This window comes from Alteromonas sp. KUL49 (genome assembly GCF_006538345.1).
In the GTDB taxonomy this organism is placed as follows: domain Bacteria; phylum Pseudomonadota; class Gammaproteobacteria; order Enterobacterales; family Alteromonadaceae; genus Alteromonas.
Window position 1 is genome coordinate 91,981 of the sequence record NZ_BJKL01000006.1, and the last position, 19,817, is coordinate 111,797.

The following is a 19,817-nucleotide window of genomic DNA, read 5'->3' on the forward strand; positions in this document are numbered from 1 at the left end:
GGGCGGTTTATAACGGCAAATATAGCCAATTACAGGAATTTCACTTATGCTTAACACTCTCTTTTATTTATCCAAAACTATCATATGGCGTTGAATCGAGAATTTAGAGACATAGTTAATATTGGCCCACACTGCCATGAACGCTTTATAGACAGTACAAATACCCCAGAAATTAAAGCGTTAGATATTGAGCTAGCGGGATGCTCTAATTTATCTGGAACTTATCAAGTCGCACGAGTAACGCCGCCAAACCATACGATATTCTATACCCTATCTGGCGAAGGCTGCGTGTTTACTCCACAAGATAAACTTGCTCTACCAAAACACAGTTTAGTGTTACTCCCTGCCGACCAAAGCTTTGAGGTGCGAATTACCGCTGAGCATTGGGATATCATTTGGCTTAATTTAACCAACAGCCCCCGCTGGCAACACTTGCGAACACCTTCCGCACAGCTAAAGAGCAATGTTGATTTAGCGAGTGTGCACCACGCCATGGAGCTTCTGTACCTAGAAAGTGATGGTCATAGACGTGAAGGCGTAATTCCAATTATTCAGCATCACTTACGTAGTGTGGTGTCACAGGAGGCAAACGTACAGCAAGCGCGTATTGATGTGTTGTTCAGTGAAGTAGAAAAGCAACTGCAGTTTGATTGGACCGTCGATATTATGGCACAGCGAGCACATTACTCTGCACCACATCTTCACCGGCTATGCCTAGAAAAATATGGAAGGAGCCCCATTCAGCAAGTCATCCACTTGAGAATGATTCGGGCCAAAAACCTGCTTGAGAACACTCAATGGCCAGTAGCGCATATCGCCCATTATGTTGGCTACACGAGTGTATTTACTTTTTCCAAGCGATTTAAAAAGTCAGTCGGTGTATCACCTACGGACTACCGGCTCAGCACTATAAACTCCAATGACATGCAAAATACAAAGGTAGGCTAGATGTGTGGATGCGTGACTATGCCTTTTTATATGCTGGCTGACCAAACTTTTTCAGCCAAACATCATTGGCCATAACGTCGCTTGCACTGTCAATATGGTCTAGCCAGGTTTTACCAATCAGGTGGTCATATTCATGCAAGAATACCCGCGCAACAAAGCCCTCAAGTTTTATTTCATGCCGGTTTCCGGTGATATCTTGATAGCTAATATCAGCCCAAACCGGTCGTGACACTTTGCCTCTTAACCCGGGCACCGATAAGCAACCTTCCCATTCTTTAGCAACCTGATCACTTTGCGCAATAATGGTAGGGTTAATTAATAGTAAGGGGGACATTTCAGGCGCATCGGGGTAACGGGCATTAGGCCGTGATGCCACGTACATAATTGCACGTGGATCAAACACCTGAGGCGCGGCAATACCGATCCCTTCTGCACGTAACATAGTTTCTAAAAGGGCATCGCAAAACGCTGCTAATTCCGCACTATCGAAATTTCCGGCCTTAACGGAGGTCGCGGGTGTTGCAAGAATTTCTTCACCAACTTGTGCAATGTCCATTTTAATCTCTCAATTCCACCAACTAGCTTAGCTACCAGCAATCTTCATTTCGTTGAGCAAAATAGAGCCAGTTTGCACGCTGCCTCGAACATCGCGTTCATTACCAATAGCGGCTATGCCTGCGAACATATCGGCTAAATTACCCGCGATGGTGATTTCGTGAACCGGATATTGAATTTCTCCGTTTTCTACCCAAAATCCAGCGGCACCGCGAGAGTAATCACCCGTAACAATATTGACCCCCTGCCCCATAAGTTCGGTAACAAGAAGTCCAGTACCCATTTCTTTGAGTAAGTCTTTGTCACTGTGGCCCGTGTCGTTGACTAACCAATTGTGTATGCCACCTGCATGACCGGTTGAGGTTTCATTTAACTTTCGACCTGAGTAAGTGGTGTATAAATAGGTCGATAGCTTACCGGCTTCCACAATTGTCATATCTCGTGTAGCTACACCTTCATTGTCGAAACTTGAACTGGCTAATCCTGCTTTTATGAAGGGGCGCTCTTGAATGTTTAACCATTCTGGGAAAACTTGAGTACCCAATTTGTCGAGAAGGAAACTTGAACGGCGGTACAAGCTGCCACCACTGATAGCTCCTACGTAATGACCGAATAAGCTTGAAGCAATGTCTTTATTCAGTATTACTGGCACTGTGGCGGTGTTTATCTTTCTTGCACCCAAACGCTCAACAGTGGCTTGTGCCGCTTCTTCACCTACTAAAGCTGCACTTTTCAGCAAGTTAGCTTTGCGGTTTACTGTGAAAGCGTAGTCTCGCTGCATGTCGTCGCCTTCGGCACCAATCACCATACAGCTCAAGCTGTAACGACTGCTCGGATAGCCAGCATTAATACCATGGGTGTTGCCGTAAACACGCATACCCAAATTAGCATTGTACGATGCGCCATCAGAATTAGTAATGCGCGCGTCATAGGCTAACGCCGCTGACTCTGCCTCAATAGCCAGCTCAATACCTTTTTGCGTATCAAGTACTTCAGGGTGGTACAAATCTAAGTCAGGGAATTCAGTGGCAATTAGTTCCTTGTCCGCCAACCCAGTACATGGATCTTCACTGGTATATTTTGCAATATCTACGGCTTTTTCTACCGCCAATGTCAGTGCTTCTGGGCTAAGGTCGGCCGTAGACGCGCTGCCTTTTCGCTTACCCACATAAACGCTAATGCCTAGGCCACCATCGTTGGTAAATTCAACGTTTTCCACGTCTTTCATTCGAGAAGAAACGGCGATGCCTTGGACCTTTGACATACTGGCTTCGGCTTGGGTTGCACCCTTTTTGATCGCGAGTTTCAGAACGTCATCTACAACATTCTGTACATCGGATAACTGCTGCTCTATTTGCATAGTAAGTTTTCGCTGTCTAAATTCGGCTGTGATAGTTACAATTTAGCTAAAGTGTAACACTTATGGGTTTGAAATGAGCGATCACGATCCGAATTCCTTCGAAGAAAGTGGCTTCGAAGAAGATAATGAATTTGTCAGTAAATCTGAACTTAAGCGTCAGTCAAAAGAATTACATAAACTAGGGGAAACCCTAGTCAACCTTACCGCTGCCCATCGAGCAACGATTACTATGGACGATGAGCTTAACGACGCTGTTGAATTAGCGGCAGGGTTAAGTCGTAAAAAAGATGGCTTTCGTCGTCAATTGCAGTTTATTGGTAAACTGCTTCGCCAACGTGATGTCACCGACATACAGGCCGGGTTAGCAAAACTGACTCACCAGCATCAAGCGAGTAATGCGGCGTTTCACGCCATAGAAAAAGCACGAGACGCAATTATTGAGCAAGGTGACACTGCTATTCAAGCGTTACTGGAAAAACACGAAGAACTCGACCGACAAAAACTGCGCCAGTTCTATCGTCAAATCAAGAAAGAGCGGGAAAAGAATGGCCCTCCGAAAGCGTTCAGAGAGTTGTTTCAGTATTTGAAAACAGTCATGCCAGAGGCGTAAAAAAAGGCGATGTAGTCAATACATCGCCTTTTTAGTATCTATAAAGTAAAGCCTTGCTCTACGCCGTGCCACCCACAGTGAGTTCATCGATTTTTAGTGTAGGTTGACCCACACCTACGGGTACACTTTGACCGTCTTTACCGCAAACACCTACACCTCGATCAAGGGCGAGGTCGTTGCCGATCATTGATATTTTTTGCATCACTTCAGGGCCATTACCAATAAGGGTAGCGCCTTTAACAGGTGCAGTTATTTCGCCATTCTCAATTAAATAAGCTTCTGCACTAGAGAACACAAACTTGCCCGACGTAATATCCACCTGACCACCTGCAAAGTTAGGGGCATAGATTCCCTTGTCGATAGACGCGATGATTTCTTTGGGATCATGCTCGCCCGCCAACATATAAGTGTTAGTCATACGAGGCATGGGTAGATGTGCATAAGACTCACGACGACCATTACCGGTAGGTGCGACACCCATCAATTTGGCGTTGTGTTTATCTTGCATGTAGCCTTTGAGAATACCGTCTTCTATCAATACATTGTATTGGCTCGGTGTACCTTCATCGTCAACGGTTAATGAACCACGACGATCAGACATAGTTCCGTCATCAACCACAGTCACGCCTTTTGCTGCGACCTGTTGGCCAATTCGGCCACTGAAGGTAGAGGCGCCTTTGCGGTTAAAGTCGCCCTCTAAACCATGTCCTACCGCTTCATGTAACAACACGCCAGGCCAGCCATTACCTAATACCACTGGCATTGCTCCGGCTGGTGAAGCCACCGCCTGCATGTTTACACGAGCCATATGCAAGGCTTCATCTGCAAGCTGCTCATAAAACAATTTATCGCCTTCACGACTAAAGAAGCTATAAGCGTAGCGTCCACCTGCACCAGCGCTACCTCGTTCACGGCGGTCGCCTTTTTCCAGCAACACTGAACAGTTCAAACGCACTAAAGGGCGAATATCCGTGGCCAACGTACCGTCACTTCCTGCAACAAGTACTTCCTCATAGACACCACTTAAGCTCACAACAACTTGACTCACGTCTGTGTCTTGCTGACGAATGTAAGCATCTACAGATTTTAACAAGGCAATTTTTTCAGCATCTTGCATGGCTAAAATTGGATTGTCTTCACTGTAGCGAGGAGTCACGCTGTGCTGACCTAACGATGCCACCTTATGAGTACCACCAGCTGGCGCAATACTTCGTGCAGCGCCACATGCTTTGGTAATGGCATCTCGGCTGATCTCATCTGAATACGCAAAACCTGTCTTCTCGCCACTAATTGCACGAACGCCAACACCACGCTCGATGTTGTAGCTGCCTTCTTTGATAATACCGTCTTCCAGTACCCAGCTCTCATGCTGACTTGATTGAAAATATAGATCGGCATAGTCAGTAGTGTGCGTGTGGATCTGACCAAGTGCATTTTCTAAAAACGCGATATCCAGATCGGAATCGGCCAATAAACGGCCTTCAACTGAATTAGACAAAGTGACTCCTGAATCGATTATGTTGCGCTATGGGCATATTGCGTTTTAGCTTTTCCCGTAACTCTAGCTCGCATTGTACCTGAATGCAGCCGGGAAGTTTCTCTTGTTGTGCTAAAACTTCGCCCCACGGCGACACTATCATGCTGTGACCATAGGTTTCACGATTATTAACGTGAACTCCAGTTTGATTGGCGGCCACAACAAAACACTGTTTTTCTACAGCTCTTGCTTGAATGAGCGTGTGCCAGTGTGCCTCTCCGGTTTTTTGGGTAAACGCGGCAGGTAACACCAAAATATCAATATCGTCCATTGCTTGGAAAAGCCCGGGAAATCTAACGTCGTAACACACCGCTAAACCAATCACACCAATGTCTGTTTTTACTGTGACAACTTCGCTTCCCGCCTTGGTGCAATTGGATTCTTTGTAGCTGCCCGTGGCATCGTCTACCGAAACATCAAACAAATGAATCTTGCGATAGTCGGCGAGAACCTCGCCGGTAGGTCCGAACAAATAGCACGCCGCAGAAAACTTATTTTCATTGAGCACTTGTTCAGGGAAGGTCCCCGAAACTATATAGCACTGATGCAGCTTAGCTAGCGCCGCCAAACGTTCTTGGATGGGACCTGAGCCCTGCACTTCGGCATGCTTCAGCACGTTGATGTCTTTGGTACCAAAACAAGCAAAACACTCGGGTAGAACAACTACACTATTCGGCGCAATATTAGTGTTGGCTAATGTCGCCTCTACAAAGTATAAATTTTCTTCCACATCAGGTGTTGATGTCATCTGTATAGCAACGCAATTAACCATCGACTACCTCCATGTTGATACGTTGAAGATCCTCTTCCGTAAGTGGACGGTCACTGGTGTCTTGTGGGGGGACGGTATTGTTTTGCGCGGGCAGACTAATGTCTTTACTGTCGCGCCCCACTTCTTCAAACACAGGCTCACTAATCGTGCCTGTGACTTTGTAATTCACATTCGATATGACCTTGGCTGAGGTCAGCATTTGGTCTAGAGCAAGAGCTGCAAGTGCAGTGGGCGGTGTCGCTAAAAAATAGACCAGAACAGGTAGATTGCCTGTTACATTGGGGGTAAATGATACGTCGTAGTTTAACGACCCATCTGCAAGCACTGTCGAGCCCATAATTTCTATATCACCTGCGCCGCCATCTATCTCTGTATCTGCGGTATAGGCTACACCATCTGATATGTTCAGGGTGCCAGACATAGCGTCGTAGAAAAAGCCTTTGGCAAATACGTCTCTAAAATCCAAGCTCAGTTTACGAACAATGGAATTTAGACTGAATAACGTAAATATACGTGAGCCCTTGTCGCTAAGTTCAGTCAGATAGCCGTCACTTAATCCCCACTCTATGTCGCCGTTAAGCTTGGCAAGTGAAAACGCCATGGGAGAGCTTTCCCATGAAAGGTCGAAATTCAAATCAGCTTGGGAATCTTTGATGCCTGATGTCACGCCAAACTGCTTGAGCATTTGCCCGACGTCAGGAGAAACAAGGGTGCCCACCAGTTGAGTGGAAGCCTGTCCACCCACAATATTCCACTCACCTGTTGCATTGACTTCTACCTCATCAGACAGAGTACGCAACTGGCGAATCACCATGCCTTGGTCAGCGCGTACTACGTCTAACGTGACTTCTCCGAGCTCAACATCAAAGATCTCACACTGACGACAGTACAAAGAAATAGGTGGTAATTGTGTTGGATTAAGCCCACCAGAGCTCTCATTGTCTGACGCGAGTGCGCTAAGTTCTTCCGATTTGTTCAGACTCAAATAGTCAATATCAATCTTGACTCCCTGTTCGTACAAATCCCGATTAAATAAAATCGAGCCTCGAGCATCTTCAGCGACAACATCAAGTAGCCAGTCGCCAAAGGCATACTCAGCTTCCAGATCCACGTTGTGAAGCGAGTAACTGCCTAAGGACAATTGTTCAGTACTTGCGGCGATATGTTTTGGCAAGCCGAACAATGAGAGTTTTTTCCCTGCATCAGATGTATTCCCCGCGGTGCGGGTCAATGAGCTGATAACGTCAAACCACTGAGTAACGTCAGCATTTTCTAACTGGGCAACAATATTGAAGCCTTCGCCTCTGTGAGTAACACTGTCGTTTCCAATGGATAACAATGACTGTGTAAACTGCATTGTGCTGTGAGGCAGCGTTCCCTCAAACGTTACAGATTCACCGAGTGCAACATCAACATGAGAACCATCGTTAATACCCTTGCTCGTTATTATCAGTGGAAGGTCTTGTGCCAATGAAGAGGAAAATGGTTGAGGGAGTGTACTTTGTACATCAGTTAAACTAGCCTGAAGTACGGCTTGGTATTCGTAAGCTTGTTTGCCCAGAGAAAGTGCTAGATCGAGTTGCCAATCCGACTCTCCCATAAGGTATTGAGCAAACTCATCAGACACATAACTCGCCAGTGGTGTAACATCCCAGCGACCTCGCATATCAATGGTTAACCCATAGGTGTCTTGTTGCTCTCCGGTAAACGACAAGGTAACAGGTTGAGAGAGCAAGTTAGCCGATAAGTTATTCGCCGTAATATTGCCGTTAATAAAGTCAATTTCTCCAGATACCTCTTCGAAGGTCATTTTAGTACTGGCAATATAAATCGGCGTACTGTTAAGACGAGCCTTACCCGATGCCACAACTTTTCGGGTATGTAATGGAATATCCAACTGAAGATCCGCAGCTACCGGACCAGATATCAACACGTCCTTATTGAGCACGCGCCCCAGTGAATTCGACAGGCTAGATTCAGCCATGAGTGCAGCTAATTGCTCGCCAGTACCCTCACTCGACGCATTGATCGTGAGTGTTGAATTTGGACGCATACCGGGAATAACAGCAACAATGTTCTGCAGGGCTATGTCATTAAGCATTGCCGCGTCGCTTTCCATAACAAGATCGTTGTTTTCAAAACGCAGTGACAAATCAAGCTCTGATAGGGCGGGCCATTTGGATGAAAAAAGAAAGTCGCTCTGTTCTACATCCACGAAGGCTTGGAAAATACCCTCATTGTTTTCGAACGGCCAGTCACCTCCTTTACCCTTCCACAACACAGTAGCGCGAGTTACATCACCGGCCCCGGTGAAAGCTCTGGTAAGAAAAGCGTTCGTGTTTTTCCCCATATATTTGTTGGGGAACAACTGACTCACCGTATTTAGCGGCATAGGCGCTATGTCGAGCAAACTAGAAACTTCGCCAGAAGAGAGATTAACCAGCGCCTCAGCCGACAAATCAACAATGTCTGATTCAATCTCCACATCATTTATGGCTAGCTGCCACTCTTTTCCATCGTTGCTCGCCTGTGGATACACAAAAAGGCTGGCACTTAGCGCATCTAACGCCAAGTTTTGTTTCAATATTCTGTCAGAAAGTAGTTCGCTTTGAGCGGTATGAAGATGCACGGCACCGCTGTTTTTATACCAAAACACATCAGCATCTAACGACGTCATTCCGGGTATGCGTTCCGTTTGCGACCATGACAGATCAATCACTTTCGCAGCCAGTGCTACACCTCGGTCACGCATTTGAATTTGTAGTGTCGCTAATTCACCCTTGGGGTTGAGCGCTCTAAACTCCTGTTCTCCAGCTTCACTCATCACCAGAGGTAACACCATGAGGAAGGGATTGAGCTGAATAGGTTTAACCGTGTTCAGCACTAGCTCGCCGTGGTTATACCATTGCCCAACAATATCAGTAACCAAAGTTTCGTTGTTAGAATCCAGCACTAACTGGTCTACACGTACGTTCCAACCGTCTTGATGAGGTACCAACTGAAAGTCACCACCGCGAATCGCAGTGAACAAGATATTGTCTTCGCTTCCCCACTCTAACGTACTGTCTGAAAACTGGCCGGCGATCCCACTGATGGTTCCCGAATCAATATTCGCCCATAGTTCGAGATTAGCTTGGCTTTGCTTTAACGGTCGCTTGGTTTTTAATAAGTCGCTAACCCAAGGTGATATATCTAACGCTTCAGCTTTAGCGTAGATAACACCTCCAATACTCTCTTCGGTTTCCGTTAAGTCGACGATAAACGAAGCCGTATTGGCTGATACCCCTTTTAGTCTTGCGCTTCCTGAACCTTGGTGCCGATCACCTCGGTTTTGCCACGACAAGTGCTCAACTTCATAAACGTGCTGTTCGCTATGATGGGACAAACTCACTACGCCATCGCGTAATGAAAAACTTTGAAGTTGATTTAAAAAGAGGCTTCGAAGCGCTTCGAGCACGGGAAAATCATTGTTTCTTTCGCCAATGCGTTGAGTGTCAATATCAACGTTTACACCGCGAAGTTCGAACCGATTCGACGATATCATTCGCTGAGAAATAGACTGCCAAAAATCGATCTCTACGTAGACCTGACTCACATCCAGAGCCACAGGAGATGCAACGTCTTTATCTAAGGTGACACCATTGAGCACAATACTTGGCCCAGAGCGCAACCACACTGCATGGACACTTTCGATACTTAGATTAACGCCGTACTGCTCATTGACTACATCTTCAATGAGGTGTTTCTTGTGTTCTAAATGAGGCAATGCATAGCGCATAGCACTGAGTGCAAGCGCAAACAGTACTAGCAATATTGCAAGGAAGAGCCACAGCTTTTTAACCGTATATGCTATGACTGAAGAAAAATTAATCACACGTTGCCTTTGATAATAAACTCGTTACATCATCACGACGTCGTACTTATCCTGGTTGTACAAGGGCTCTGTTTGCACTTTGATTTGCTTCGATACGAAGATTTCAAGTTCAGCTAACATGTGAGATTCCTCTCCCATGAGCGCGTCTGCTACTTTAGGTGCCGCATACACTACGAACATGTCTGCGTCGTAGGCGCGGTTAACTCGAACAATTTCACGGGTGATTTCAAAACAAATAGTCTCTACAGTTTTCACCGTTCCGCGCCCCTTACACACTGGGCACTCACCACACAAAATATGCTCAATACTTTCACGGGTCCGTTTTCTTGTCATTTCAATCAAGCCAAGCGCGGTAAATCCGTGAATATTGATCTTTGCCCTATCCTTGCTTGTCGCTATCTCTAGACTATGTAAGACCCGTCTTTTGTGGTCTGGTTCAATCATATCGATAAAATCGATAAGGATCATTCCGCCTAGGTTTCGAAGGCGTAACTGCCTTGCGATTGCTTGGGTCGCTTCGATGTTGGTGTTGAAGATCGTCTCTTCAAGATTTCTGTGACCAACGAACGCCCCAGTGTTGATATCGATAGTTGTCATGGCTTCGGTTTGATCAATGATCAAATAGCCGCCAGACTTTAACTCTACTCTACGTTCAAGTGCACGTTGAGCTTCGTTTTCAACGTCATAGAGATCGAAAATTGGGCGCTCACCTTTGTAGTACTCTAACTTGCCATTCATCTCTGGCACGTACTCTTTGGTAAATTGAAACAGCTCTTGATAAGACAGGTTGGAGTCAATACGGATGCGGTCAAGCTCTGTCCCTACAAAGTCTCGAAGCACACGACGTGCCAGAGGTAAATCTTCGTACAACACGTTAGATTTGCGCTTTTTCATTCGAGACTGGATTTTGTCCCACAATCTGCGAAGGAATGCGGCGTCTTGCTGCAACTCGGCTTTACCCACACCTTCTGCAGCCGTTCTCAGGATAAACCCACCATTCTCGTCGCAAAATTCTTGAACGAGTGCTTTCAAGCGCTCTCGCTCTGCCTCTTCCTCAATACGCTGAGATACACCAACATGAGTAACGCTGGGCATAAAAACAAGGTAGCGACTGGGGATAGTAATGTCGGTGGTAAGCCTAGCGCCTTTGGTACCAATGGGATCTTTTACCACTTGAACAACAATGTCTTGACCATCGCGAACTAACTCGCGAATGTCTTGTTTTTGGATATGGCTTGCCGAAACGTCGTCTACTACTTCATTGTGTATAACAATATCTGAGGCGTGAAGAAATGCGGCCTTCTCTAGGCCAATGTCAACAAATGCTGCCTGCATTCCAGGTAACACTCTGCTTACTTTTCCACGATAAATATTGCCCACCAACCCTCGTTTGGTATGACGCTCTACGTGGATTTCTTGCAGAATTCCGTTTTCTATTAGCGCAACCCTAGACTCCGACGGGGTAACATTAATTAGTAGCTCTGCACTCACGATGTAACTCCAAACTCGTTTAGTAATTCTCGGGTTTCAAACAGGGGTAAACCAACCACTGCGCTAGCACTTCCCTTGATTGCAACCACGAACTGACCGCCAATGCCCTGAATGGCATAACTACCCGCTTTATCGGCGGGCTCTCCTGTGTCCCAGTATGCGTCAATTTGCGCTGGGGTCAATGAGGCAAATTCTACTTGTGTGGTAATTACTTGGGTCTTTTGCCCTTCCGTTGACATAACGCAAATAGAGGTGAGCACCTCGTGAGTATTACCGGACAGCATTGAAAGAATTCTGTGCGCATCGTTTCTATCGATTGGCTTACCCACACTTTCGCCATTAAAAGAAATTAACGTATCCGATGCTAAGATGACCGTGTCTGCCGTTAGCCCGACTTTCGCGGCACTTGCTTGTGCTTTTTCTCTGGCCAATCTTGCCACTTGAGCCAGCGGTGTTTCGTCTGCCAGTCTAGATTCGTCGATACCAACAGGTGCAACACTGTGTGCTATACCCAACTGGTTTAGTAATGCTGTTCGACGAGGAGACGCTGACGCCAAAATTACGGTTCGAGTCATAGCGGCACTTAATTGATGGATAACTGTCGTCTGATCTTACGCAACATCCAAAACACCCAAGGCCAAATAGCCATAGAAGTGACTACCGGTAGTAGATAATCTACTTGGAAATAGATATCGGTAAGCAGATGCTGAACCCAAAAGGTGATCAGATGATAAAAAGAGGATAGTAATCCGATGATAATAGCTTGTTGCCACACCGAATAATTGCGCAAGCGTTGGTAGTTCGCAGCCAAAATGTAGATAGATATACTCAACCCTAGACTGTGTATACCCAGCGTCGTTCCCAGCAAAATATCCATTGCCAAGCCTGACAAAAAGGCCACACCCACATTGACTCGATGGGGTAACGCCATTGCCCAGTACGCGAGCACAACCAATATCCAATCAGGGCGATACAAATCAACCTGCATAGGAAGGGGCATAATTTGGAGAACCAAAGACGCTAGTATGGATAATATAATGGCGTAATGACGTTTACTGATCATGCATTACTCCTCTTCACTGGCATTTGCGTCAAGGATTTCATCTTGGCCCTCACCGGCCAACCAGAGTAACAACAGGTGATTCAACCTATCTAACTTCGCCATAGGCGTCACCGATACTTGCGCAAAGGGACGACTTTCATCTCGAGTGACACTTTTCACTGTGGCTACCGGATAGCCTTGAGGAAACACCTCGCCCAATCCTGACGATACCAGCACATCGCCCACTTCAATATCGACAGAATGGGGCACATGTTCTAAATACATTTCATTTAACGAGCCACTACCCGTTGCGATAAAACGAATATCATTGCGCAGAGACCGTACTGGAATGGCGTGGGTTACATCGGCAACCAATAACACACGACTGTTAGTGGTACCTACTTCCATGACTTGTCCAACGATACCCTGATCATCAATCACTGGTTGGGAGAGGTATACACCATCTAGCGCGCCTTTATTGATCAACACTTGCTGGCTGAAGGGGTTTTTATCTACCGCCATCAACTCTGCGGCTTGTCTTCTCAATGCCTCCCTAACCGGAACATTAAGCAAATTTCGCAAACGGTTGTTTTCTTCTACCAAGCTGTCGAAACGTTGCAGTTTTTCGCGCATGACTAACACTTCGCTCGACAGCTCCTCGTTTTCATCGAGTAACGCTTGATGTGAGGTCAGACGGTCTGCACTTTCACTAAGTAACACGCTGGGTAAGTTTGCCAAATACTGTAAAGGGCTGACTAATGAATTCAAATATACCCGTGTAGACTTAAAGCCATCGAGTTTATGGTCAACAAAAATGAGAATGGCAGACAGCACTATTGCTAGAGCGAGTCTATTGTTGAGTGAGGGGCCGCGGGTAAAAATAGTGTCCATAATGACGAAGAAGGCAACCTGACGGTTGCCTTTTACTTATTCGTAACTAAACAAGTCGCCGCCATGCATGTCTATCATGTCGAAGGCTTTACCACCGCCACGGGCAACACAGGTTAATGGATCATCGGCAATAACCACCGGGATCCCCGTCTCTTCCATTAACAAGCGATCAAGATCTTTAAGTAAGGCACCACCACCTGTGAGTACCATGCCTCGTTCTGAAATATCTGAAGCTAGCTCTGGTGGAGATTGTTCTAATGCCACCATTACCGCAGAAACAATACCCGTCAGTGGTTCTTGAAGTGCCTCTAGTATTTCATTTGAATTAAGGGTGAAACCTCTTGGTACGCCCTCGGCTAAGTTGCGACCACGAACTTCGATTTCTCGAACCTCCTCACCAGGGTAAGCTGCGCCAATTTCGTGCTTGATACGCTCTGCAGTGGCTTCACCAATCAATGAACCAAAGTTTCGACGGATGTAGCTAATAATAGCTTCGTCGAATTTATCACCACCAATACGAACCGACGATGAATAAACCACGCCATTCAAAGAGATAATGGCAACTTCAGTAGTACCGCCACCAATATCAACAACCATAGAGCCAGTAGCTTCAGACACAGGCAAGCCAGCACCTATCGCTGCGGCCATAGGTTCATCAATAAGGTAAACATCTCTAGCACCTGCACCTAGTGCTGACTCTTTGATCGCTCTTCGCTCAACTTGTGTTGAACCGCAAGGAACACATACCAAAACGCGAGGGCTAGGACGTAAAAAGTTGTTATCGTGAACTTGCTTAATAAAATGTTGAAGCATTTTTTCAGTCACATAAAAGTCGGCAATAACGCCGTCTTTCATTGGACGAATAGCTCTAATGTTACCTGGGGTACGCCCTAACATTCGCTTAGCTTCTGCACCTACAGCGGCAACACTCTTTGGACCAGCAGCCCTTTCTTGTCGAATAGCGACAACAGAAGGTTCATTTAACACGATACCTTGGTCTTTAACGTAAATCAGCGTGTTTGCTGTTCCGAGGTCTATGGACAAGTCATTAGAGAACATGCCTCGAAGCTTTTTAAACATGAAAGGTGTATTCCTGTTGCTGAGTTAACCCGCATTTTCAGAGTGAAAACTGCGAATTAAATGTAATTTAGAAAGATATCCGCTCACTTTAACAATGGCTTTATATTAGGGCAAGGGGACTTATGCTGAGATGCTTACTTTTATTGGTCTATTCTGAAAATTCGACCCGGCCATTGTGAAAAAAGTAGCTAAAGGACTCACCAGAGGCAACACGAAATCTACAGCGCGCCCTTTTTTCGTCGCTATCGCCGCGGGTTGAGAAATATTCTGAGTAGACTTTCATGCCATCGAGCATCAATGGCTCCATCATAACGGCTCGCCACAAACGTTCGCATCCGCTGTCATCTGCTGGCATCGCTGAAGGCCAGCCTCGATGATTGACCTTAACCGGTGTTCGGCCAGTCTCACGGCTTTGCATGTCATAATGGACCAAAATGACGATATTAGTAGCGCCCTGTGCTCGCCACGTTGAATTAACTGTGAACACGTTTCGTTCGAAAGTAGTCGCGTATTTACTAAAATCGTATGTAATCATACTAGGCTTGTTCGCATCGAGCATAGCAATAATCGCAACCAGAGTACCGGCAAATAAGCCGATAAACACTAGATATAGTGCTACCTTTAATGGGCTCTGTTGTTTGGTCGCTTTCTTCATAGATTCAGTGGTAACGTCAATGGCGCTAACTTATTTATCGGGACAATAAATAAAATCTGAAGTACTAGGAGCTAGATTCTATTCATTTAAGCTTAGCGACAGTTTGCTAATTCCCCAATAACTATTGCTTTTTTCGTTCACTTGCCAACCCAGTTGTTTCAAATAGATCCTCAGATAGCGATTGGACATACCGTGGCCAAACACAACAATTCGCTCGTGAGATTGCGACGCCTTATGGAGTATAGAGGCAGCCCCCTTAACTCTGGCCTTGGCTTGTGAAAAACTTTCAAATGGCCCTTTTATACCTAAGATCCACAAAAAACGGTTAAGAAAAACCCAGTGCCATGCTTTTAAGGTGAATGGAAGGCGGTAGTATGGAATATCCATTTCCTTTAACTCTGAAAGCACCAACTCAGGTTTTTCGCCAATGTAGTATTCGGCTGATAGTTTCGCTCGTTTGAATGAACTACTGATAACTAGCGAAGGAAAAAGGTTACTTTTGGACGCAGGGTAATTCGCAGGGTCTAACTCGGAGTGACCGTAATCTTTCACCCATCTTGCAAACCCTGCGGCATTGAGTTTGTCATTTTTTGCTGATAAGGGTTTGCCGTGCCTTATCAAAATGATTTCCCTATCGATATTGAACTCCGTTTTTTTAAGCACTCGATTTTAGCTGAGGCTCCGCTGTTTTTATCGAGGTATCACTAAGAAAGTTAGCCAGTACTTCTTTTTGAGATTGAGTAAGTCGTAAGCCGTGTTTAGTCCTACGCCAAAGTACATCATCCAAAGTACGCGCCCATTCACCACTTATCAAATATTCTACTTCGGCTTCAAACAAACCTGCGCCGAAGTCCCTCCCCATATCTTCAATCGATGTTTTACCCGCCAAAAACTGCTTACAGCGAAGTCCGTACTGACGAACATATCTCACAATGTTAGTTTGAGGCAACCAAGGAAAGTCTCGCGCTAGTTCACTTTGCAAGCTTTCTTTATCTGCGAATGACCCTCCTGGTAAAGGTGCAGTTTTTGTCCACGCTCTACCAGCCTTAGGAAATAATGTGACCAGTTTATCTACGGCATGTTCAGACAACTTACGGTAAGTCGTAATCTTTCCACCAAACACGTTGAGCAGAATTGGCGAGGCGTTATCTCCCTCTAACTCTACTTTATAATCTCTTGTTAACTCTTGTGCCGACGCGTTAGCTTCTTCCAATAGAGGACGCACACCACTGTATGAATGAACGATGTCTTTTTGAGTGATTTTTGTTTTGAAATAAGTATTAACGATATCCACCAGATAGTCTGTTTCTTCTTGGGATATAGCGGCTTTTGCAGGATCACCTACATAGTTTTCATCCGTCGTGCCCACCAACGAAAAATCATCTTCGTATGGGATAACAAACACAATTCGACTATCAGCATTCTGTAGAATGTAGGCTTCATCTGTGTCGTATAGCTTTGGTACGACAAAGTGACTGCCTTTAACCATTCGCATTGCTTTAGGGTTATCAATGTCATTGACCCTATCAAGAAAAGAGACGGCCCATGGTCCTGCAGCGTTTACAATAGATCGCGCGCTAACTGTAAACGTTTTCCCATCAGAGTCGCGCAAAGTCGCGTGCCATCGATTACCATGTTTTTCTGCACGAAGACACTCGGTACGTGTATAAATATTCGCGCCTTGTTTTTGCGCAGCAATCGCATTGAGTACAACTAATCGAGCGTCATCAACCCATCCATCTGAGTACTCAAAACAGGTTTTAATATCACTCACAAGCCCGCTATCTAAGGGATTTTTGATACGTTTTGAGCGAGGTAACATATTGCGCTTTGCGAGGGAATCGTAAAGAAACAAGCCAATTCGGATCATCCACGCAGGACGAAGATGCTTTTGATGAGGCAAACGAAAACGAAGAGGCCACATGATGTGCGGCGCTTTTTGAAGTAATACTTCACGCTCAGCTAACGCTTCTTTCACTAAACGAAATTCGTAATGTTCTAAATAACGCAAACCGCCATGGATGAGTTTACTACTTGACGATGAAGTAGCTCCACCAAGGTCGCCTTTTTCACAAAGAGCTACAGATAAGCCACGCCCAGCCGCGTCAACGGCGATACCAGTACCGTTTACGCCACCGCCAATAACGAGTACGTCTACTGAATTTTCGGTGCTCATTGTATTGTTCATGTGCTCTCTTTACATTTACGTCGATATTTGCGGCTATTTGACATCCAAAACGAAACCATGTCAACACAAAACGAACACAAACGAACATTAAGAAGTTTTAAAAAACCGCTTTTAGTAGCGGTTTTTTAAATGATATGTGAAGGCTAAGTCACTCTACGCCTGAATAAAATCTATACTATTATCATCCAAGATTTTCTTAATCGCTTGTGGTGGCGTTTTATCACAAACAAAGCATCCAACCTGAGAAATATGCCCTTGCTCCACCATAGCTCGGCGTTGAAACTTACTATAGTCGGCAGCAAGAATGACCTTTTGTGTGTGCTGCAATATCGCTTGAGATACCTTTACTTCTCTAAAGTCAAAGTCCAATAGTGCACCATCAGCGCTAATACCACTGATACCTATAATGCCGTAGTCCATCCTAAATTGACTAATAAAATCACAAGTAGCCTCGCCAATGATTCCACCGTCTCTGAAGCGAACTTCACCTGCCGCAATGATGACTGAAAAGTCTTCTTTTGCTGACAAAATGGTTGCAACATGAATGTTATTGGTGACTATGTGCAAGTTTTTGTGGTTGAGAAGCTTCTTCGCAACCATTTCCGTAGTAGTACCAATGTTGATAAAAAGCGACGCACCATCGGGTATCATAGCTGCAATTGCTTCCGCGATTTTCTCTTTCACTTCTCTATTTTGCGTTTTTCGTTCGTTGTATGGGGTGTTTTCCCAGCTTCGGTTTAAACCAGCACCGCCGTGATAACGACTTACTGTTCCATCCTCAGCTAGTTGGTTTAAATCACGCCGAATGGTTTGAGGGGTTACCGCACACTGTGACACCAAATCGTCAATAGACATAAATCCATTTTGTTTAATCAAATTTATTATTTTTTCGTGTCGTTGGGATTGGTTCATCACCGCGCTCTCTTGACTAAAGAACGAACATTATACTAGGTCTTAGCCCTATCATCATCCCAATATCGAACACAAAAATGTTCGAAATCGAAAATTATGATTGTTAAATGTGTGTAAATGATGCACACTTTATGTCAAATAAGTTTTAGGAGACGGGTTTTGGGTCAGTACATTCTTGCTATCGATCAGGGCACAACTAGCTCACGCAGCATTATTTTTTCTCCCTCTGGAGAAGCTGTAGCAATGGCTCAAAGCGAATTTCCTCAACACTATCCAAATGATGGCTGGGTTGAGCACGATCCAGAACAAATTTGGGAAAGTGTTATTCAAACGGTTCGGCAGGTTGTAGAAAGTTCAGAGGTTCAAGCAACAGAAATAGCCACCGTTGGTATCACAAACCAACGAGAAACCACACTTGTGTGGAACAAACACTCGGGGAAAGCAGTTTACCCTGCGATCGTTTGGCAAGACAGAAGAACCTCTGCGCAGTGCAGCGAACTCAGTAAGGACACATCCTTTACCAATTACATTACTGAAACCACTGGCTTACTTCTAGACCCCTATTTTTCTGCAACCAAAATCGCTTGGATACTTGATAATGTAGAAGGAGCCAGAGAGAGCGCTGTTCAAGGTGATCTGCTGTTTGGCACCATCGATACCTATCTAATATGGCGTTTAACTGGCGGGCAATCTCATAAGACAGATGCGACTAACGCATCTAGAACCATGTTGTTTGATATTCATAGCCAACAGTGGGACGACAAACTCCTCGCCAAATTCGACATTCCTAAATGTATGCTCCCGGAAGTACTGGATTGCTCTGCTGAATTTGGTGAGTTAGATAATAGTATTATCGGCCACACCGCTCCAATTCAAGGAGTTGCGGGTGATCAACAAGCTGCTTTGTTTGGGCAGTGCTGCTTCGAGAAGGGTATGGCTAAAAGTACATATGGTACTGGTTGTTTTATGATTTTGAACACCGGCACTACACCTCTACGTTCACAAAACCGTTTGTTAACTACCATAGGCTATCGCTTGAATGGCGAAACGACCTATGCCCTAGAGGGCAGCATTTTTATGGCTGGGGCAACAGTCCAATGGCTTAGAGATGGTCTCAAACTTATTAGCAATGCTTCAGAGTCAGAAGCGCTTGCTATGAGTGCAAAGAAAGACAATGGCGTATTTTTAGTACCAGCATTTACCGGTCTTGGCGCGCCATATTGGGATCCAAATGCACGAGGCGCAATATTTGGTTTAACTCGTGACACTGGAATCAATGAAATTGTTGCAGCTGGCCTTCAGTCTGTTTGCTATCAAACAAAAGACCTTCAAAAGGCCATGGAAAGTGACGGTGCAAGACCTACCACTATACGCGTAGACGGTGGCATGGCCAATAATGACTGGGTAATGCACTTCTTAGCTGACGTTTTAGGTGCCGACGTAGAGCGCCCACAAAATACAGAAACTACAGCATTGGGGGCAGCTTATTTAGCGGGCCTCCAGTGTGGTTTATTCGCTTCTACCGAAGAACTCTCAGAACAATGGAGCAGAGAAAACGTATTCTCTCCACGACTTACAAAAGCAGAGCGAGACGCTGCTTATAAAGGTTGGAAAAATGCAGTTGATCGGGTTCGATGTAGTTAAAAATCACTAAAAGTTACAAAAACGTAGCGAAATTACACCTATTTTTTAAAATTATTTTTATAACATTATCATTACATTTATTTTTTGTGTTAACATGCACGCAACTAGGAAAACGTTTCACCTTCTTCCTAGTATTTATAAAAATATAATTATCAAATAGTTAAGTGATATAGAAAGCGATAAACAAAAAATATTTGTAAACTTTGTGTTAACAGCCATTATTAAGCACAGGGTTTATCGATAAGTACGTAAAAACGT

The 19,817-nt window shown here is 45.1% G+C and carries 17 protein-coding genes; 3 read left to right on the forward strand and 14 right to left on the reverse strand.

The genetic code is table 11. The annotated features are described in order from the left end of the window. Positions 1-90 precede the first annotated feature (90 nt). On the forward strand, positions 91-948 hold the full coding sequence (locus EYS00_RS11810) for a helix-turn-helix transcriptional regulator (protein ID WP_373995569.1): 858 nt from the start codon (positions 91-93) through the stop codon (positions 946-948). A gap of 16 nt (positions 949-964) precedes the next feature. On the opposite strand, the gene def is transcribed toward EYS00_RS11810, so the two are convergent. Then, positions 965-1,504, reverse strand: a complete 540-nt coding sequence (gene def / locus EYS00_RS11815; RefSeq protein ID WP_130636792.1) for a peptide deformylase — start codon at positions 1,502-1,504, stop codon at positions 965-967. A 27-nt stretch (positions 1,505-1,531) separates the two neighbouring features. Further along, complete coding sequence (gene pmbA, locus EYS00_RS11820) at positions 1,532-2,863, reverse strand: metalloprotease PmbA (protein ID WP_130636794.1); 1,332 nt, start codon at positions 2,861-2,863, stop codon at positions 1,532-1,534. A gap of 73 nt (positions 2,864-2,936) precedes the next feature. Here pmbA and yjgA point away from each other — a divergent pair, with 73 nt between their 5' ends. Then, a complete protein-coding gene (gene yjgA / locus EYS00_RS11825) occupies positions 2,937-3,473 on the forward strand; it encodes a ribosome biogenesis factor YjgA (RefSeq protein WP_130636797.1) in 537 nt (178 codons plus the stop codon). 58 nt (positions 3,474-3,531) lie between these two features. Here the strand turns inward: yjgA and tldD are convergent, their stop codons facing one another. The 12 genes from tldD to EYS00_RS11885 form a co-directional block, all read right to left on the reverse strand. After that, positions 3,532-4,971 (reverse strand): metalloprotease TldD, encoded by a 1,440-nt coding sequence (tldD, locus tag EYS00_RS11830; RefSeq protein ID WP_130636800.1) that lies wholly within the window; start codon positions 4,969-4,971, stop codon positions 3,532-3,534. Further along, a complete protein-coding gene (locus EYS00_RS11835; protein WP_130636802.1) occupies positions 4,964-5,782 on the reverse strand; it encodes a carbon-nitrogen hydrolase family protein in 819 nt (272 codons plus the stop codon). Before EYS00_RS11835 ends, tldD begins: the two co-directional genes overlap by 8 nt. Then, the gene (locus EYS00_RS11840; RefSeq protein WP_130636805.1) at positions 5,775-9,656 is read right to left on the reverse strand and encodes a YhdP family protein; all 3,882 of its coding nucleotides are present in this window, start codon (positions 9,654-9,656) and stop codon (positions 5,775-5,777) included. Before EYS00_RS11840 ends, EYS00_RS11835 begins: the two co-directional genes overlap by 8 nt. A 24-nt stretch (positions 9,657-9,680) precedes the next feature. Then, positions 9,681-11,147, reverse strand: coding sequence for a ribonuclease G (rng, locus tag EYS00_RS11845; RefSeq protein ID WP_130636807.1), 1,467 nt, complete (start codon positions 11,145-11,147; stop codon positions 9,681-9,683). After that, complete coding sequence (locus tag EYS00_RS11850) at positions 11,144-11,722, reverse strand: nucleoside triphosphate pyrophosphatase (protein WP_130636810.1); 579 nt, start codon at positions 11,720-11,722, stop codon at positions 11,144-11,146. The genes rng and EYS00_RS11850 overlap by 4 nt, the downstream gene beginning before the upstream one ends. An 8-nt stretch (positions 11,723-11,730) precedes the next feature. Beyond that, positions 11,731-12,210: a rod shape-determining protein MreD gene (gene mreD / locus EYS00_RS11855; RefSeq protein ID WP_373995568.1), complete on the reverse strand. Its 480-nt coding sequence runs from the start codon at positions 12,208-12,210 to the stop codon at positions 11,731-11,733. A gap of 3 nt (positions 12,211-12,213) precedes the next feature. Continuing rightward, entirely contained in the window at positions 12,214-13,080 is an 867-nt protein-coding gene (mreC, locus tag EYS00_RS11860) for a rod shape-determining protein MreC (protein ID WP_130636812.1), read from the reverse strand. 36 nt (positions 13,081-13,116) lie between these two features. Beyond that, on the reverse strand, positions 13,117-14,160 hold the full coding sequence (locus EYS00_RS11865) for a rod shape-determining protein (protein WP_130636814.1): 1,044 nt from the start codon (positions 14,158-14,160) through the stop codon (positions 13,117-13,119). A 148-nt stretch (positions 14,161-14,308) separates the two neighbouring features. After that, the gene (locus tag EYS00_RS11870; RefSeq protein WP_130636816.1) at positions 14,309-14,815 is read right to left on the reverse strand and encodes a hypothetical protein; all 507 of its coding nucleotides are present in this window, start codon (positions 14,813-14,815) and stop codon (positions 14,309-14,311) included. Positions 14,816-14,893: 78 nt separating this feature from the next. Beyond that, the gene (locus tag EYS00_RS11875; RefSeq protein ID WP_130636818.1) at positions 14,894-15,478 is read right to left on the reverse strand and encodes a histidine phosphatase family protein; all 585 of its coding nucleotides are present in this window, start codon (positions 15,476-15,478) and stop codon (positions 14,894-14,896) included. After that, on the reverse strand, positions 15,471-17,003 hold the full coding sequence (glpD, locus tag EYS00_RS11880; protein WP_130636820.1) for a glycerol-3-phosphate dehydrogenase: 1,533 nt from the start codon (positions 17,001-17,003) through the stop codon (positions 15,471-15,473). Before glpD ends, EYS00_RS11875 begins: the two co-directional genes overlap by 8 nt. Positions 17,004-17,156: 153 nt before the next feature. Continuing rightward, positions 17,157-17,915, reverse strand: a complete 759-nt coding sequence (locus tag EYS00_RS11885) for a DeoR/GlpR family transcriptional regulator (RefSeq protein WP_130636822.1) — start codon at positions 17,913-17,915, stop codon at positions 17,157-17,159. A gap of 159 nt (positions 17,916-18,074) precedes the next feature. Here EYS00_RS11885 and glpK point away from each other — a divergent pair, with 159 nt between their 5' ends. Next, positions 18,075-19,559, forward strand: coding sequence for a glycerol kinase GlpK (gene glpK / locus EYS00_RS11890; RefSeq protein ID WP_130636824.1), 1,485 nt, complete (start codon positions 18,075-18,077; stop codon positions 19,557-19,559). The last annotated feature ends 258 nt before the right edge of the window (positions 19,560-19,817 follow it).

Excerpts from the sequence above, each read along its gene's own strand:
- EYS00_RS11865 (WP_130636814.1), bottom strand. The coding sequence starts at position 14,160 with ATGTTTAAAAAGCTTCGAGGCATGTTCTCTAATGACTTGTCCATAGAC.
- pmbA (WP_130636794.1), bottom strand. The coding sequence starts at position 2,863 with ATGCAAATAGAGCAGCAGTTATCCGATGTACAGAATGTTGTAGATGAC.
- EYS00_RS11835 (WP_130636802.1), bottom strand. The coding sequence starts at position 5,782 with ATGGTTAATTGCGTTGCTATACAGATGACATCAACACCTGATGTGGAA.
- EYS00_RS11885 (WP_130636822.1), bottom strand. The coding sequence starts at position 17,915 with ATGAACCAATCCCAACGACACGAAAAAATAATAAATTTGATTAAACAA.
- EYS00_RS11870 (WP_130636816.1), bottom strand. The coding sequence starts at position 14,815 with ATGAAGAAAGCGACCAAACAACAGAGCCCATTAAAGGTAGCACTATAT.
- EYS00_RS11850 (WP_130636810.1), bottom strand. The coding sequence starts at position 11,722 with ATGACTCGAACCGTAATTTTGGCGTCAGCGTCTCCTCGTCGAACAGCA.
- mreC (WP_130636812.1), bottom strand. The coding sequence starts at position 13,080 with ATGGACACTATTTTTACCCGCGGCCCCTCACTCAACAATAGACTCGCT.
- glpD (WP_130636820.1), bottom strand. The coding sequence starts at position 17,003 with ATGAACAATACAATGAGCACCGAAAATTCAGTAGACGTACTCGTTATT.
- mreD (WP_373995568.1), bottom strand. The coding sequence starts at position 12,210 with ATGATCAGTAAACGTCATTACGCCATTATATTATCCATACTAGCGTCT.
- def (WP_130636792.1), bottom strand. The coding sequence starts at position 1,504 with ATGGACATTGCACAAGTTGGTGAAGAAATTCTTGCAACACCCGCGACC.
- yjgA (WP_130636797.1), top strand. The coding sequence starts at position 2,937 with ATGAGCGATCACGATCCGAATTCCTTCGAAGAAAGTGGCTTCGAAGAA.